This is a genomic window from Mycolicibacterium pulveris (assembly GCF_010725725.1).
Classification (GTDB): Bacteria; Actinomycetota; Actinomycetes; order Mycobacteriales; family Mycobacteriaceae; genus Mycobacterium; species Mycobacterium pulveris.
In genome coordinates, this window is sequence record NZ_AP022599.1 from 2,667,192 (window position 1) to 2,682,796 (window position 15,605).

Here is a 15,605-nt window from a genome sequence, read left to right on the forward strand (position 1 = left end):
CGCGGGAAAAGGGGACGGGCAAGCAAGGGCTCGGCGAGATTACGGCTTGATTCGGATGTGACCCGGCGAATACAACCCGCTGTGGGTGGTGGTGCCGAGTTCGAGTTCGGCGGGGACAGCCGCGCGCGCATCGGGGGTCGGCTCGAACTTGCGCAGCGAGCCCCAGTCGCGGCCCCAGTCGTTCGACAGGTAAGTCGCCATCACATGCGCGCGCAACAACAGGTCACTGATGCCGAGCAGCCCGCCGTTGAGGCCGTCCTGCCAGGTGTCGGTGTCCTTGCGTTTGGCGTTGTAATCCGGCGTGATCCGGAACTTGGGAATGTCGGTGACGCCGTTGGCGTGCAGCATCGGCTGCTGACACGGGAACGCCAGCCCGACCGCCCAGTCCATCAGCACCGGCTGCTCGGAGCCGACGTACTCCTGGACCGAGCGCAGCTCCGGCACCCGCGGCGGGGTGACGGCCACCCAGTCACCTGGCGTCAACGAAACATCCTCGGCGACAATGCGGACCGCGACCGCGTCGTCCGGAATGTCGGCCCGGGGGAACCGCAGATTGCGCCACGACGGGATCGGCCCGAGGTCGTAGGGTACCAGCCTGCCCGCGGGCACCGGCGCGCCGTCCGGCCCCGCGACCGCGTACTCGAGTTCGACGGTCTGGCCTTCGGTGCGCGCGTTGAACACGCTGTCGCCGGTGATGGTGCCCGCGGCGGTGACGACCACCAGCGGATGCGCGTCGTCCGGTGGCGGCAGCTCGTACCACGCCGACGCGAGCCTGCTTTCCTGCTGCGGGCCGGTGACGTAACTCCCGGCGAGCGGCACCCGGCCCGGGTCGAGCTGATAGGGCAGCGGCACCGTGGAGCCGTTGACGCCGGGGGCGTCGAGTTCGGTGGGATGATCCCAGTCGTAGTCGGTGCCGGGCATCGGCAGGTTGACTCGGATCGCTTCCGCGACAATCTTTTCCGGTACCCCGTTCGGAGTGAACCCGACCGGGTCGACGCCGCCGAGCGGACCGAGCGGCCCGTAGTTGCCGGGCAGCGGCGTCAGAAAGCCCTCGTTGGGATCGGGTTCGACGAGCACGTCGTCGGCCAGCCCGCAGCCACCGACGAACGCGCGCAGGTTCGCCCACGCGTTGGAGTAGGTCGGGTATTGGCGGATCGCGCCCACCAGCATCGAACCGACGAACACCACGACCATGAACCCGGCGGTGACGGGGATCGGCGCGGCGGTCAACGCCCGGGCGATGCGGCCCTCGCCGCGGTCGCGGGGCGCGAAGTGCAGCCACATCGCGTACAGCGCGGTGATCGCGAACAGCGCGAAGAAGATGGTGCTGACCGTGACGCCGCCGATCGCGGGCATGTCGTTGTTGAACGGCACCCCGAAGCTCGACACGTACCACCAGCCGTTGGTGGTGGCGAAGCACAGCGCCAGCAGGAAGAACACCGCGGCCAGCACCGCCATCCGGTTGCGCGACCAGCGCAGCACGGCGGGCGACACCAGCACCGTCGCCAACGCCGCCATGGCCGCGCCCACCGCGGCGAACAGCCCGAAGTGGTGTACCCACTTGGTGGGGGTGAACATCAGGAAGAAGATCGTGCCGAAGATGACACCCATCAGCCGCCATGCCGGACCGCGGGCGACCCCGGGAATTCGCTTGCGGCGCATCATGATGAACATCGACACGAACAGCGACAGCGCGGTGATCAGGAACCCGAACCGCCGCGACAGCGACCCGTCGACGGTCGGCAGGATCAGGTAGTAGTACCGCAGGTTCTCGGTGTACCACTCCTGGTTCGGCCCGACGTCGGTGCGGATCCTGGTCGCCTCGAGCACGGTCGCGAAGGTCTGGTCGAAGAAGACGACCGTCAGGATGATGGTGCCCGCGGCCAGAATCGGCGCGACCAGCGGCCAGGTGCCGACGAGACGGCGGCGGCGCACCAGGATTCGCAGGATCGGGCGGCCACCCGCGAGCAACGCGGCGACCGCGATCAGCCCCGTCGGCTGGATGCCCAGCGTGAACGCCGCGGAAAGCGTTGCCAACGCGGCGGGCGTCAGTCGTCCGGAGATGATGGCGCGTTCGATCAGCACGTAGGTGATCAGCGCGCCGGTGGCGATCTGGCCCTCGGGGCGCAGCCCGTTGTTGAACGGCATCCACGCCGCCAGCAGCACAAGGCCGGCCGCCCACAGCGCGGGCTTGCTGGCCGCCACCGCCGGGCCGAGCCTGGGGAGTACCTCACGAGACAGCAAGAGCCAGCAGACGATTCCGCAGACCAGGTCGGGCAGCCGGATCCAGATGCTGGCGTCGCTGACGCTGGTCATCATCGCCAGCAGGTTGTAGTACCAGCCGAACGGGTCCTCGGGGCTGCCGAACCAGCGGAAGTAGTTCGACATGTAGCCGGCGTGCCCGGCCACGCGGGCCATGCCGAGGATGTAGCCGTCGTCCGACGAGTTGGCCCCGATGACGTGCCACACCAGGAACCCGCCGACGACGGTGACGTCGGTGGCGGTGAATGTGCGCCACCGTGCCGGGATCAACCGGTGCATCCGCCGCCCGTCGAGGCGGTCCAGCCGCCACAACGCCAGCAGCGCGATCACGGTGGAAAGGATCGCCAGCACCATCGCGGTGAGCTTCAAAGGTGTCGGCTTCGAGGAGAACCGGGTGTCGATGGTCGCCGAAACGGTCAACCCCGGCGGCGCGGGTCCGGTCAACTCGGTGAAGACACCGACGATCTGCGGGCGCAGGTTCGGGTCGGCGAACCCGCTGCGCTGTTCGGACCCGTCGGCCTTGGTGAGCCCGACGAACGTCGCGAACGTGCCCTCTTCGGTCGAGGTGATCTCGATGCGCTCACAGGCATCCGATTCCGCCTGTGCGCGAGGCACACTGGCCACCACCACGTTGCGGTCGGTGATGTCGACCCGGTCCTCGGTCACGTCGACGAACAGCGACTGCAGCCTGGCCTGCTTACCGTCGGGGGGTGCGGTACCGAACACCAGGCCGCCCGACGGCGGCATCGCACGGATCACCTCGCACGGCACCGTCGCGGTCATCGACACCGGGGTCAGCGAGATCAGCGGCGCCGTCACATTGTTGAGCTGACCCTGCTGCGGCCAGTTCAGGGTCGCCGTGGTCTGCACCACCGGCAGCAGCGGGGTGGCGAGCGACAGCACGAAGCCGAGCAGGCCGGCGATGGTCGCCACCCAGCGGGCGATCTTGACGTCGCGGCCGGCGTCACGGGCGAGGATCGCGGTCATGGCAGCGCCCTGATCGGTCCGTTGCGGGTCCAGCCGAAGACGCGTTGGGTGCCCTGTTCGACGGCGGCGTTGGGTGCCTGCGCGGCGGGCACCACCCGGTCGTAGCGTTCGATCGAACCCCAGTCGCGGTACCAGTCATCGCGCAGATACGTCGGAATCGTCGAGGTCCGCAGCAGCGCCTGGATGAACAGGAACGGGCCGCCGTCCTGCGCCGACTGCCACATGTTCGACGAGGACACCACCTGCTTGAAGTTGGGCAGGATGCGGTACTCGGGCAGTTCGGCGATCCCGAGGTGCTGGGCGAACGGGCGCTGGCACGGGAAGTTCGCGGCCGTCGCGATGTCCATCAGCACCGGGGTCTGCGAGCCGAGGAACTGCTGAGCGGTCTCGAGCACCGGGACCCGCGGCGGCGTGAACGCGAACCACTGGTCCTCGGACAGGTTCGGGTCGTCGGCGACGATGCGCGCGACGTTGGCCTCCGGCGGTGCCCATGACAGCGGGAATCGCAAGTTGCGCCACGCCTTTTGGGGGAAGATGTCGATGGGCTGCACCTCGTTGAGTGCCTCGAAGCTGCCGTCGGGGCGGTGGATGCCCCACTGCAGCTTCAGCGACTGCCCGTAGTTGAACGACCCGTCCTCCTCGTAGTACCAGATGGCACCGGCAGCCGCGACGGTCACCAGCGGCCGCTCGGGGGTGCGTGGCGGCAGCTGGTACCAGGCCGAGGTGACCTCGGCCGCGACGTCGTTCTCGTCGTAGCTGCCCATCACCGGGGTTCGGGCCGGGTCGAGCCCGAACGGCAGGAACACCCGCGACCCGTTGACGCCCTCGGGCCCGTATCCGCCGCCGGTGCCCGCCGCGTAGCCGATGCCGACGTTGGGTTCGTTCGGCGAGCCGTCGGAGTTGACCAACCCGGGGTTGGCGGTGACGGGTTCCGCGGGCTCGAGGGTGTCGCTGACGCCGTTGGGGTGGAACCCGACGGGATCCTCGCCGCCGAGCGGCCCGTAGCGACCGAACCGCTGACCCGGAACCGGCTCCAGCAGACCGGCATTGGTGTCGCGTTCGACCAGCACGTCGTCGGCCATCGCGCAGCTGGTCTCCGAAAGCCCGGACTGCAACGCCGCCAGGTTCGCCTTGGCGGTGGTGTAGACGGGATAGCGCTGCACTGCCCCCTTGGCCATCGAGCCGACCTCGAGCACCACCATGATGGCCGCCACCACCAGCAGCGGCGTGGAGGCCAGCACCCGGTTGCGGCGGGTGTCGGCCACCTCGGTGTGCCCGGCGTAGTCGATGCGGAAGTGCAGCCACGCCGCCAGCAGGCCCGTCGCGATCGCCAACACGAGGAAGATGATCATCACCGGAATGCCCGCCAGCACCGGCTGCTTGTCGAACCACGGCACCCCGTAGTTGCCGACATAGAACCAACCGTTGATACCCGATGTGGCCCAAGCCAATACGAACAGCAGCGCGGTGACATACAGCGCCAGGTTGCGGCGGCTGTGCAGCCCGACCCGGGCGAACGCGAACGCGGTGACGGCCCCGAGCGCGCCGGCAAGGCCCGCGAACGCCCCGAACTGCACCGCCCATTTCGTCGGGGTGAAGGTCAGCAGCAGCAGCCCGACCGCCGTCACCCCGATCAACCGCCACAGCGGGCCCCTCGCCATTCCGGGCACGCGGCTGCGGCGCAGCAGCACGGCGAGCATGCCGAACAGACACAGCAGCATCACCAGCACGGCGAAGCGGCGGGTCAGCGAAGAGTCGACGCTGTCCTCCACGGTGAGGAAGTAGTAGCGCAGGAACTCCTGGTACCACGCGATGGTGGGGCCGACCTTGTATTTAATGCGGGCCGCCTCGGCGACGGTGGCCAGCGTCTGGTCCCGGAACACGACCACGAAGATCAGCGCGGCCGACGCCGCCAACGCGGCCAGCGGGGCCGCCACACCGTCGACGGGGCGCCGTGCCTGAATGGCTCGGGCGATGGCGCGGGCGCCGACGAGCAGCGGCGCCAGCGCGATCAGGCCCTGCGGCGCCAGCGTCACGCTGAACACCGCGACGACGACGGCAAGCGCCGCAGGCCACAGCCGCCGGGTGCCGATGGCGTTCTCGACCAGCATCCAGGTCGCGACCACACCGAACGCGATGAGCGGTTCGGGGCGCAGCCCGTTGTTGAACGGCAGCCACGCGGCCAGGAACACCGCACCGGCCGTCCACACCGCCACCCGGTTGCCCGCCAGCCCTGCCGCGCCGGGGCCCAGCCGCGGCAGCACGCAGCGGCTGAGGAGCACCCAGGTGGCCACCGCCGCGGCCGTCGCGGGCAGCCGCATCCACACCCCCGCCGTGCTGACCGCGGCCAGCTGTGCCAGCACCGACTGATACCAGTCGAACGGGGCCTCCGTGGCGCCGAAGAAGCGGAAGTAGTTCACGGTGTAACCCGCCTCGTCCGCCACGCGCGCGATGGTCAGGTTGTAGCCGTCGTCCGAGCTGATCGCCCCGATCAGGTGCCACAGCAGCAGCGTGCCGATCACCCCCACGTCGGCCAGCCAATGCCAGAACCCGACCCGCCAGAACCGTCGCCATCCACGGGGCACCCGCCGACCCGAGCGCCGGTCCAGCATCGCCAGCGCCACGATCGACCCGATCACGCACGCCACGCCGAGCACCATCACGGCGAGCTTGAGGGTGGTCGGCGAGCTGATGAACCGGGTGTCGACGTCGATCCGCGCGGCCAACCCGTCCTGCGCCGGGATCTCGAGATCCGTGAAAACCCCGGCGACCTGCGGTTTCTTGTCGGCCTCCAGCGTGCCCGCGGCCCCGGGGATGCCGACGAAGTCGGCGCCGACCCCGCCGGGGCCGGCCCAGATGTGTAACGCGCTGCACGCCCCGGCCTCCACCGCGGGCCGAGGCGCCACCGCGGCAACCGAGTCGCGCACCGCGACGACGACCACGTCGGCGGTGGCCCGGACGAACAGCCCGTTACGGGTGGCCTCGATGCCTCCGGGCGGCACGGTGGAGATGACCAGCCCGCCGTCGTCGGGCAGGGTCGTGACGGCCTGGCAGGGGATCGAGACGTCGAGCGCCAGCGGCGCACCCGACACCAGCGGGGCGGTGATGTCGCCGACGAACCCGTCGGGATCGGTGCCCTGCGGCCACAGAATGGTGGCCGTGGTCTGGTTCACCGGCAGCAGCGGCACCAGCCCGCATAGCAGCACTCCCGCGATGCCTGCGACGGCCGCGATCAGGCGCGCGAGGCGGTGGGCGGGGTCGCTGGGCACGAGGGTCGATGGTAGGCGACGAAACTAATGACGCAGCGGCGCCGGGCTCCACAGCCCGCTACGCGTCGCCGAACCGAGGTCGATGCGGGCCGGCTCCGCGTCCGGGTAGTAGGGGGTCAGCCGCTGCAGGGCGCCCCAGTCGCGCATCCAGTCGTTGGCCAGATACGACGGCACCGTGGTGGCGCGCACCAGCAGCTCGGTGATGCCCAGCGGGCCGCCGCCCAGGTTGTCCATCACCGGCGAGTTGGCCTCCGCGCCGAATCGGTCCGGCATGATCCGCCACTTCGGCACCTCGATGACGCCGTACTGGTGGTCGAACGGCCGCTGGCATGGGAACGCCATGCCGACCAGCCAGTCCAGCAGGACCGGGTCGGTGGAACCCACCACGTCCTGCAGGGTGCGCAGGTCGGGGATGCGCGGCGGGGTGAGCGCGATCCAGTGCTCGGGATTGAGGTCGTCATCGGTGGCGACCAGCCGCACCCGGGTGGCGTCGTCGGGTATGGCGTCCAGCGGGACCCGCAGGTTGCGCCAGGCCGGGGAGGCACCGACGTCGCCCATCTCGACGCTGCCGGCCGCCTCGTTGCTGCCCTCGGTGGCGTACTGCACGACGACCTCGCCCGGATCGAAGCGCCCGGCCGCCGACACCACCAGCAGGGGGCCGGCCTGGTCCCGGGACGGCAGCCGGTACCACGCCGAGCGCAGCGACGCCGGCTGTTGCGTGCCGCTGCGCCAGCTGCCCATCACCGGGGTGGTGGCCGGATCCAGCTCGAACGGCAGCCGCGCGCGCGAGCCGTTGATCCCGGCCGCGGCGGTGGTGCCGCCTTCGGTGCCGGCCTCGCCGCCGGCGTCGTCGCTTTCGGGGCTGTCGGCGAAGTTGGTCGCGGTGCCGGGGCCGCCCATCACCTCGTCGGCGGAAAGATCGGACGGAATTCCGTTGGGGCCGAAGCCCTCTGATGCTTCCGCGCCCAGCGCGTCACCGAGCGCGCTGTCGATCGGCGCCAGCATGCCTGCGTTGGCGTCCTGTTCGACGAGCACGTCTTCGGCCAACCCGCACGTCTTGCCGGTCAGCGCCTCGAGGTTGGAGCGGCCCACACTCCACGCCGGATACTGGCCGATCATCGCCAGCGTCAGCGACAGCACCTCGAACGCCACCAACGCCCAGGTGGCGATGGCCAACGGCGCCTGGACGATTCGTTGCCAGCGACGCGGCTGGCCGGGCGGCGACTGGTCACGGCCGGAGAAGTGGAACCACGCCGCCGCCAGCAGCGCGATCACCGAGAACCCCAGCAGGATGGTGGTGAAGCCGAATTTCCACTCCGGGAACGCATTCGACCACGGCACACCGAAATTGGAGACGTACCACCACCCGTTGACGGTGGCGAACGACAGCGCGGTGACGAACAACACGGCCGCGGTGAACACCGACCGGTTGCGCCGCGACCGCATCGCCGCGGCGCCGACCGCGACGGCCGCCAGCGCGCCGAGCGATCCGGCCAGCCCGGCGAACACCCCGAAGTGATGGGTCCACTTGGTCGGGGTGAACATCAACGCCAGGAACGAGATGATCGTGATACCCACGATGCGTCGGCTGGGGCCGAGCGCGGTGCCGGGAATCCTGAACTTGCGCAACGCCATCGCCACCGAGACGGCCAGCGCCAGCAGCAGCGTCAACACCGCGAACCGGCGCGCGACCGAACCGTCGGGGCTGGTTGTGAACAGCCGCGAGTAGCGGATGTGCTCGTCGAACCACGAAAGGCTGGGTCCTACAGCCGATTTGAACGCGCTGGCCTGCATCTCGCCGACCAGCGTCTGATCCCGGAAGATCAAGATGATCGTCACCGTGGCCGCGGCCAGGATCGGCGCCAGCAGCGCTAGATAGCCGAACCGCGACGTGTGGGCGGCGACGATCGTCTTCAGCGGCCCGACGGCCACCAGCAGGGCGCCGACCGCGGCGATGCCCGTCGGCCCGGAGAACAGCGTCAGCGCGCCGATGATGATCGCGACCGCCACCGGCAGCAGCCGGCTGGTGGCCACCCCGCGTTCCACCGAGCACCAGGTGAGCAGGATGCCGAGCGCGATGATCGGCTCCGGGCGCAGCCCGTTGTTCAGGGGCAGCCAGAACGCCAGGAACAGGCCGGCCGCCGTCCACGCCGCGGCGCCGCTGGTCTTGACGGCGTTGCCGAGGCGCGGGATCACCTCGCGGCTGATCAACCACCAGCAGACCAAGGCCATCACCAGCGTCGGCAGCCGCATCCACACGCTGTGGGTGCTGACGTGGGCCCACAGCGCCAGCAGGTCGTAGTACCAGCCGAACGGGGCCTCGGGGGTGCCGAACCACCGGTAGTAATTGGCCATGTAGCCGGCGTGCTCCGACACCCTGGCCATGGTGAGGATGTAGCCGTCGTCGGCGGTGTTGGCCCCGACGAAGTGCCACCACACCAGCGCCGCGGTGACCACCCCGTCCAGCGGCCGGAACGACCACCAGCGCGGCGGCAGGAAGCGCTTGACCTTTCGGCCGTCGGCGGTGTCGAGCACGTGCAGGGCGCCGAGCGCGATGATCGTCATCGCGACGCCGAGGATCATCACCAGCAGCTTCAGCAGCGTCGGTGAACTGCTGTAGCGCGAGTCGACGGTGGCCGAGAACTCCAGGCCGGGCGGCGCGGGCCCGGAAAGGTCGGTGAAGACGCCGACGATCTGCGGGCGGAAGTCGTAGCCGCCGCGTTCCCCGCTCAGCGGCGCGCCGGGGTCGTCGCTGTCGGGTCCCTTGACCAAGCCCACGAACTCGCCGGTGACCTTGTCGGCGTGCGCGGTGAAGACCAGGCGTTCGCACTGCGGGCTGAGCACCTGGTCCAGGGGCGCGCTGACCACCGGGGTGTTGCGCACGATGACGAGCAGGTCGCTGTTGACCCGCTCGATGAGCAGGCCGCGGTCGACGGCCTTGGGTGCCTGCTTGGGCACCGTCGACAACAGCACCGTGCGGCCCGCGTATTCTTCGCCGTCCGCACCGACCAGCCCGGCGGCCACCCGGCACGGCACGCTGATCGTCAGATCGGTGGCCACGTAGCCGATCAGCGGCGCGTTGACGCTCTGCAGCACGCCGTCCTGGGGCCAGTTCAGCTCTGCGGTGGTCTGCTTGACCGGCAGCAGCGGGGTCGCGATCGCCAGCGCCGCGCCGAGCAGACCGGCGACGATGGCGACCAGCCGCGCGGTCCGATGGTTCGCCCCGACTTGGCCAGTCACGGGGCTTGATCGTAATTGGGCAGGCGGATGGCCAGCACGAACGGTCCGATCTCGGAGACGTCGAAGCGCGGGTCGTCGAACAGGGCTTCGTCGAGGGCGACGTGGTAGCGGCGCACGTTGGGCTGGTTGGGGTAGACGTCGGAGGCCAGCCGCAGCGTGTAGGTGTCAGTCGAACTAGCTGGGCCGCCGCGGCGCATGAGAAACACCGTCGGCGGCTTCCACGGCAGCGCGTCGAGGGCCTCGATGAACGCGTCGGCGTCGGTCAGCTTGGCCCAGCTCTCGATCGCCTCGGCGCGCTTCTCGAACTGCGCAAGCGGGTTGGCGTAGTGCGACGTCAGCCCCTGAAACCCGTAGTAGGGGTAGTAGGACAGGAAGCTGTAGTCGGCGGTCATCACCACGGTTTCGTTGCGCGGCAGGCCCGTCGTCTCGCGGATCTTCACGTCGAGCTCGCGGTAGTAGCGCTCCGAGCCGGGCGGGCGCCGGTCGGCGCGTTGGCCGTAGCCGTCGGTGTCGGTGTAGGCGACGGCGATGTCGGGGCGCAGCACGTCGGGGATGTCCTGGCTGTAGGTCACCGCGCCGATGGCGCCGATGGTGGCGGCCGCGGCGACGACGCGCTTGGCGTTCTCGGGTTTCGCCCGGGCCGCCACCGCACGGGTCACCTCCAGGAAGCCGAACGCGCCCGCGGCGGCCAGCAGCACGGTCAGCGTCGGGTTGAGCCGGAACGACAGCAGCGTCGTGCCGGCCAGCGTGGTCAGCATCGACAGCAGCGACCACGCGTAGACGGCCAGCACCGCGATCGCCAGCGCGCCGGCGCGGGTGGACGAACGTGCCCGCCACACCAGCCACAGCGTGCCGAGCATGCACAGCGCGCCGAGCAGGGTGAAGTGCAGCATCGGGAACTCGAGCTCGGCGCCCACCGAAGGCAGATAGTGCTGGGCGGTGCCCGAATCGGCGGGCTCGTCCTTGATCGCGGCGGCCAGCCACGGGCCCCAGCCGATCAGCGCGATCGCCCCGGAGAGGGCTCCGATGGCGACAAGCCGCAGCAGCGGCTCAAGGCGGCGGCGCGCGACCGCCAGGACGAAAGCCATGATCGCCAACGTGAACGCGGCGAACACGAACAGCAGGGTGTAGAACAGCGCGGTGACGCCGAGGAAGATGCCGACGCCGATCACCGCGGCCCACCCGCCGTTGCGGGTGCCGCCCCGCAGTCCCGACCAGGCCAGCACGAACACCGGCGGCAGCAGCGCGGTGATCATCGCGGCGTACGGCTCGGCCGGTGCGTAGGCGAGCGTCGCCGCGGCGGTGGCCGTCGCGACGATCAACGCGTACTCGAAGCGAATCATCTCGGCCCACAACACGAATGCGGCGGTGATCGCGACCGTGATGGAGATGATCGCCCACGGTTTGAACATCTCCCAGCCGGGCATGCCGGTCAGATCGGCGAGCCGGCCGCCGATCCAGAACCAGCCCGGCGGATAGAACGGCGGCAGACCGTAGTAGGTCATGTCGTGCAGCGCGGCGGTGTCGGTGAACCGGGTCAGGTACTCGGTGCGGAACTGCTGGTCGACCGAAATACCGTGCAGGTAAAGCTTGGTGGCGCCCAGCGGCATCGCCAGGGTGACCACCGAGAACGCCGAAAGGAACACCGTCGCGCCGGCCCACGCGAGCAGGCGCCTGCCGCGCCGCCACACCCAGCCCGACCCGAACAGCCCTGCCAGACAACCGACCTGGCCGACGGTGGTCAGTGCGTGCAGCTGGTTGGACGAGTTGTACGCCGGCCAGTCCACCTGCGATATCGCGATCAGCGAGATCACCGCGACGACGGCCGCCACGGCCGCCACGGCCGCCAGCTGGCCGACGACCTTGACCGGCGTGGCGCCGCGCATCAGATGGGGAGCTTGCGGAAGATGGGGCGCGGGATATGCCGCAACACCATCATCACGTACCTGAACACCCCCGGTGCCCATACCAGTTCCTTGCCCTTGGCCGAGGCGGTGACCGCCAGTTCGGCAACGTCTTCCTTGTCGACGGTGAACGGTGCTTCTTTGGTGCCGGTGGCCTTCCAGTGCTCGATGGTGGTGCGGGTGCGCACCTGGCCGGGCCGGATGACCAACACCTGAACGCCATACTCGCGCAACGCCTCGCCGAGCCCGAGGTAGAACCCGTCGAGGCCGGCCTTGGTGGAGCCGTACACGAAGTTGGACCGTCGCACCCGTTCCCCGGCCGCCGAACTCATCGCGATGATGCGGCCGAAGCCCTGCGCGCGCATCTTCTCACCGAGCAGCACACCCACCGAAACCGCTGCGGTGTAGTTGATTCCGGCGATCTGCACGGCCTTGCGCTGGTTCTGCCACAGCTCTTCGGCGTCGCCGAGCAGGCCGAACGCCACGATCGCGACGTCGATGTCACCGCCGCGCCACGCCGCCTCGACCACCTTCGGATGGCTCGCGGTGTCGAGGGCGTCGAAGTCGAGCACCTCGACGGACTTGGCGCCCGCGGCCTCGAGCTGTGCGACGGCGGCCTCGATGCGCGGATGGCCGGGCAGCTCGGCCAGGATGATGCGAGCAGGCGCGTCGCGCAGATAACGCTCGCAGATGGCCAGGCCGATCTCGGACGTGCCGCCGAGCAACAGGATGGTCTGGGGGTTCCCCACGGCATCAATGACCATGTGTGCGCACCATTTACAGCAGCTCCAAACGTCGGGCCATGTCGGACGCGAACACCGCGTTGGGATCGACCTTGCGGCGCATGGCGATCCACTCGTCGATTCGCGGGTACATGGCGTGGAAGGTCTCGGCGGTCGTGCGGGAATCCTTGGCGGTGTAGAGCCGGCCGCCGAACTCCAGCACCCGCCGGTCGAGGCTAGTCAGGAACTCGCCCAGCCCCGGCTTGACCGGAAAGTCCACGCAGACGTTCCAGCCGGGAATCGGGAAGCTCAGCGGTGCTTGGTTTCCCGGGCCGAACAGCTTGAACACGTTGAGGAACGAATAGTTCCCCGAACGCTGGATGTCGACGATGATCTTCTTGAACTCGTCGACCGCCTCGGTCGGCACGACGAACTGGTACTGGGTGAAACCCGCGCGCCCGTATGCGCGGTTCCATTCACCGAGCATGTCCAGCGGGTGATAGAACTGCGTGAGGTTCTGGATCTTGCCGCGGTAGGTGCCCGACTTGCGGTACCACAGCTCCCCGATGGGCCCGAACGTGTACTTGTTGGCCAGGCCGTTGGGGAAGATGTCGGGGAAGGTAAGTAGTTGCGGCGCATCGAATTTCAGTGGGTTGCGCTGAAGCTTAGCAGGCAGCTGGTCCAGCCGGGCCAGTGAGCCACGGGATATCGCGGCGCGGCCGAGCTTGGGTGGCGCGCTGATCGCGTCGAACCAGGCGCTGGAGTAGGTGTAGTTGGCTTCGCTGCCGTCGCTGTGGAACTCGATCGTTTCGTCCAGGTTCGCGGTGACGTCGCCGTCGGCGATGAAATACGCGGTCTCCGTCGGCGTCATCTCGATCGTGGCGCGCAGGATGATGCCGGTCAGGCCGTTTCCGCCGACGGTTGCCCAGAACAGCTCGCTGTCCGGGCCGTCGGGGGTCAGCGACCGGATCTCACCGTCGGCCGTCAACAGATCGATCGAGCGGACGTGGTTGCCGAAGCTTCCGGCGCTGTGATGGTTCTTGCCGTGGATGTCGCAGGCGATCGCCCCGCCGACGGTGACCTGCCTGGTGCCCGGCAGCACCGGCACCCACAGCCCGAACGGCAACGCCGCCTTCATCAGCGTGTCCAAACTCACGCCCGCGTCGACGTCGACCATGCGGGTTTCGGCGACGATGGAGTGGATCCGGTTCAGCGCGGTCATGTCGATCACCAGGCCGCCGCCGTTCTGGGCGTTGTCGCCGTAGGAGCGGCCTAGGCCCCGGGCGATGACCCCGCGCTGGCCCGTCGTCGCCACCGCCCGCGCGATGACCTCGACCTCCGGCGTCGACAACACCTGGGCCACCGACGGAGCGGTGCGTCCCCAGCCCGTCAGGCGCTGCGTGGTGGTCTCGAACATCGTGACGAGGGTACCGTGCGGCCCGCGCGGCCCTGCTCAGCCGAAAGTGCCGGCGCCGAGACTGCGCACAGATCGCGAAATCACGCGAAATCGCGATCTGTGCGCAGTCTCGATCCGCAGGTGGGGCGCCGCCTCAGCGCAGCCGGAAGATCACCGCCCGCTGGACGACGAAGTTGATCACCGTCGCGGTGCCCTGGGCGATGACGAACGCGACCGGCACCCGCCACGGTTTGTCGTCCCACGCCATGTAGAGCAGGTAGTTGATGCCCACCTGTGCGGCGTAGGTCACCGTGTAGAGCACGCACACCGCGATGAAGCGCGCGGTGCTGGGCGGCGCCTGAAACGTCCAGCGCCGGTTGATCAGGTACGCGGTCGTCGTGCCCGCGATGAAGCCGATGGTCTTGGCCACGTTCACGTGCAGCCCGACCATGAGCAGAACCACGTACAGACCGAAGTCGACGACCGCCGAGAAACCACCGGTGACGATGAACCGCCACACCTGGGTGCCCAGCGTCAGGGTCGGCTGCATAGGGGGCTCGGCCACCGCAGCAGCTTACGGCGCGGTCGTGCTCGCGGGTGTCAGCGCCGCGGGGAGCCGCGATTGTGCGGTCTCATACGCCCGGCCCGGCGTGTCGCGGATGAAACCGCGCCGTCGCGTGCTCGACGGGTGCCGCTGCGGTAATACCGTCGAGGGGTGCAGACCCGCTCCGGTGCGCAGATCGTCGTCGACGGTGACGTGGTCTACAAGCTGCACCGGCCGGAAACCAACCCGCGGCAGTTGACCGCGCGGCTGGCCGTCGCCGTGCAGTCGGACTCGGTACTCTCGCCGCTGGACGCCGTGCCCGAGCCCGTCGGCACCCGCTGGCGCACCCGATGGCCCCGCGTGCAAACCGTTGCGCCAGAACCGGATTGCCTCCCGTGGGCGGCGGCCGGTCGGCTGCTGGCGCGGCTGCATCGCGAAACCGTGCCTCGTCGCCAGCCGCCTCACGGATGGCCGCAGCGGCTGCGTCGAATGCTGCGCCACACCGCCGATGTCACCGTGCGCCACGCCGCGGCCGGGCTGCCCGACGTGGTCTGGCGCGCCGGATCGGCCGATCGGCCCGCGACGCTGGTGCACGGCGACTGGCATCTCGGCCAACTCGGCCGTCGCGCGCCCGGCCGGCCGTGGCTGCTGCTCGACATCGACGACATGGGCGTCGGCGACCCCGCGTGGGATCTGGCCCGGCCCGCCGGCTTCTGGGCGGCGGGGCTGATCCCCGACGACGACTGGGCGACGTTTCTGGACGCCTACCGCGGCGCGGACGGGCCCGCGGTGCCACAGGGTGATCCGTGGCCGGTGCTCGAACCGGTCGCACGCGCCGCGGTCATCTGCGCCGCCGCGCATCATCCAGAGGACGAACTGCTGCGCGAGGCGTGCTCGCGGATGCGCTAGCTCGAGAAGAACAGCCTGCCGAAGCCCTGCCTGCGGTAGTACTTGTTGCCGCGATGCCCCCAGCCCGGGCCGTAGCCGTAACCGGGCTGCGGCGGCGGTGGCGGCGGCGGAGCCTGCACGAACCGGTTCTCCAACTGAGTGAGCGCCTCGAGCTCGCCGAAGTCGAGGAAGATGCCGCGACAGGTGTCGCATTGTTCCAGGTGGATGCCGTTGCGCTCGTAGGTCTTCATCATGCCCGCGCACTTAGGGCAACGCAGCGTGGTGGCACCGCTGGCGGGCGGCGGGGCCTGCGGCGGTTCGTATGGCGGAATACTCATAGGTGCACAACGGCGCGCTCAGCGGTCTGGTTCCGCGAGCGAGCCGGTCATCCGC

9 protein-coding genes are annotated in these 15,605 nt (G+C 69.5%); 1 reads left to right on the forward strand and 8 read right to left on the reverse strand.

Annotated features, from left to right (window positions below; genetic code table 11):
• Positions 1–39: 39 nt before the first annotated feature.
• The 7 genes from G6N28_RS12825 to G6N28_RS12855 all read right to left on the reverse strand — a co-directional run bounded on the left by G6N28_RS12825 (position 40) and on the right by G6N28_RS12855 (position 14,330).
• Positions 40–3,249: an arabinosyltransferase domain-containing protein gene (locus G6N28_RS12825; protein ID WP_163900809.1), complete on the reverse strand. Its 3,210-nt coding sequence runs from the start codon at positions 3,247–3,249 to the stop codon at positions 40–42.
• The gene (locus tag G6N28_RS12830; protein WP_163900811.1) at positions 3,246–6,518 is read right to left on the reverse strand and encodes an arabinosyltransferase domain-containing protein; all 3,273 of its coding nucleotides are present in this window, start codon (positions 6,516–6,518) and stop codon (positions 3,246–3,248) included. Before G6N28_RS12830 ends, G6N28_RS12825 begins: the two co-directional genes overlap by 4 nt.
• A gap of 24 nt (positions 6,519–6,542) precedes the next feature.
• Positions 6,543–9,758, reverse strand: coding sequence for an arabinosyltransferase domain-containing protein (locus tag G6N28_RS12835; protein ID WP_163900813.1), 3,216 nt, complete (start codon positions 9,756–9,758; stop codon positions 6,543–6,545).
• Positions 9,755–11,644, reverse strand: coding sequence for a galactan 5-O-arabinofuranosyltransferase (locus tag G6N28_RS12840; protein ID WP_163900815.1), 1,890 nt, complete (start codon positions 11,642–11,644; stop codon positions 9,755–9,757). Before G6N28_RS12840 ends, G6N28_RS12835 begins: the two co-directional genes overlap by 4 nt.
• Positions 11,644–12,426 (reverse strand): decaprenylphospho-beta-D-erythro-pentofuranosid-2-ulose 2-reductase, encoded by a 783-nt coding sequence (locus G6N28_RS12845; RefSeq protein ID WP_163900818.1) that lies wholly within the window; start codon positions 12,424–12,426, stop codon positions 11,644–11,646. Before G6N28_RS12845 ends, G6N28_RS12840 begins: the two co-directional genes overlap by 1 nt.
• 13 nt (positions 12,427–12,439) lie before the next feature.
• Positions 12,440–13,801, reverse strand: a complete 1,362-nt coding sequence (locus G6N28_RS12850; RefSeq protein ID WP_163900820.1) for a decaprenylphosphoryl-beta-D-ribose oxidase — start codon at positions 13,799–13,801, stop codon at positions 12,440–12,442.
• A 133-nt stretch (positions 13,802–13,934) separates the two neighbouring features.
• The gene (locus G6N28_RS12855) at positions 13,935–14,330 is read right to left on the reverse strand and encodes a GtrA family protein (protein ID WP_163906189.1); all 396 of its coding nucleotides are present in this window, start codon (positions 14,328–14,330) and stop codon (positions 13,935–13,937) included.
• Between the two features lie 165 nt (positions 14,331–14,495).
• On the opposite strand from G6N28_RS12855, the gene G6N28_RS12860 reads away from it, so the two are divergent.
• The gene (locus G6N28_RS12860) at positions 14,496–15,233 is read left to right on the forward strand and encodes a phosphotransferase family protein (protein ID WP_163900822.1); all 738 of its coding nucleotides are present in this window, start codon (positions 14,496–14,498) and stop codon (positions 15,231–15,233) included.
• On the opposite strand, the gene G6N28_RS12865 is transcribed toward G6N28_RS12860, so the two are convergent.
• Complete coding sequence (locus G6N28_RS12865) at positions 15,230–15,550, reverse strand: TFIIB-type zinc ribbon-containing protein (protein WP_064891239.1); 321 nt, start codon at positions 15,548–15,550, stop codon at positions 15,230–15,232. The two genes, G6N28_RS12860 and G6N28_RS12865, sit on opposite strands and share 4 nt — an antisense overlap.
• Positions 15,551–15,605: the final 55 nt, after the last annotated feature.

What these genes read in the sequence shown, in the direction of transcription:
- G6N28_RS12825 (WP_163900809.1), bottom strand. Translation starts at nt 3,249, where the DNA reads ATGACCGCGATCCTCGCCCGTGACGCCGGCCGCGACGTCAAGATCGCC.
- G6N28_RS12850 (WP_163900820.1), bottom strand. Translation starts at nt 13,801, where the DNA reads ATGTTCGAGACCACCACGCAGCGCCTGACGGGCTGGGGACGCACCGCT.
- G6N28_RS12865 (WP_064891239.1), bottom strand. Translation starts at nt 15,550, where the DNA reads ATGAGTATTCCGCCATACGAACCGCCGCAGGCCCCGCCGCCCGCCAGC.
- G6N28_RS12845 (WP_163900818.1), bottom strand. Translation starts at nt 12,426, where the DNA reads ATGGTCATTGATGCCGTGGGGAACCCCCAGACCATCCTGTTGCTCGGC.
- G6N28_RS12855 (WP_163906189.1), bottom strand. Translation starts at nt 14,330, where the DNA reads ATGCAGCCGACCCTGACGCTGGGCACCCAGGTGTGGCGGTTCATCGTC.
- G6N28_RS12840 (WP_163900815.1), bottom strand. Translation starts at nt 11,644, where the DNA reads ATGCGCGGCGCCACGCCGGTCAAGGTCGTCGGCCAGCTGGCGGCCGTG.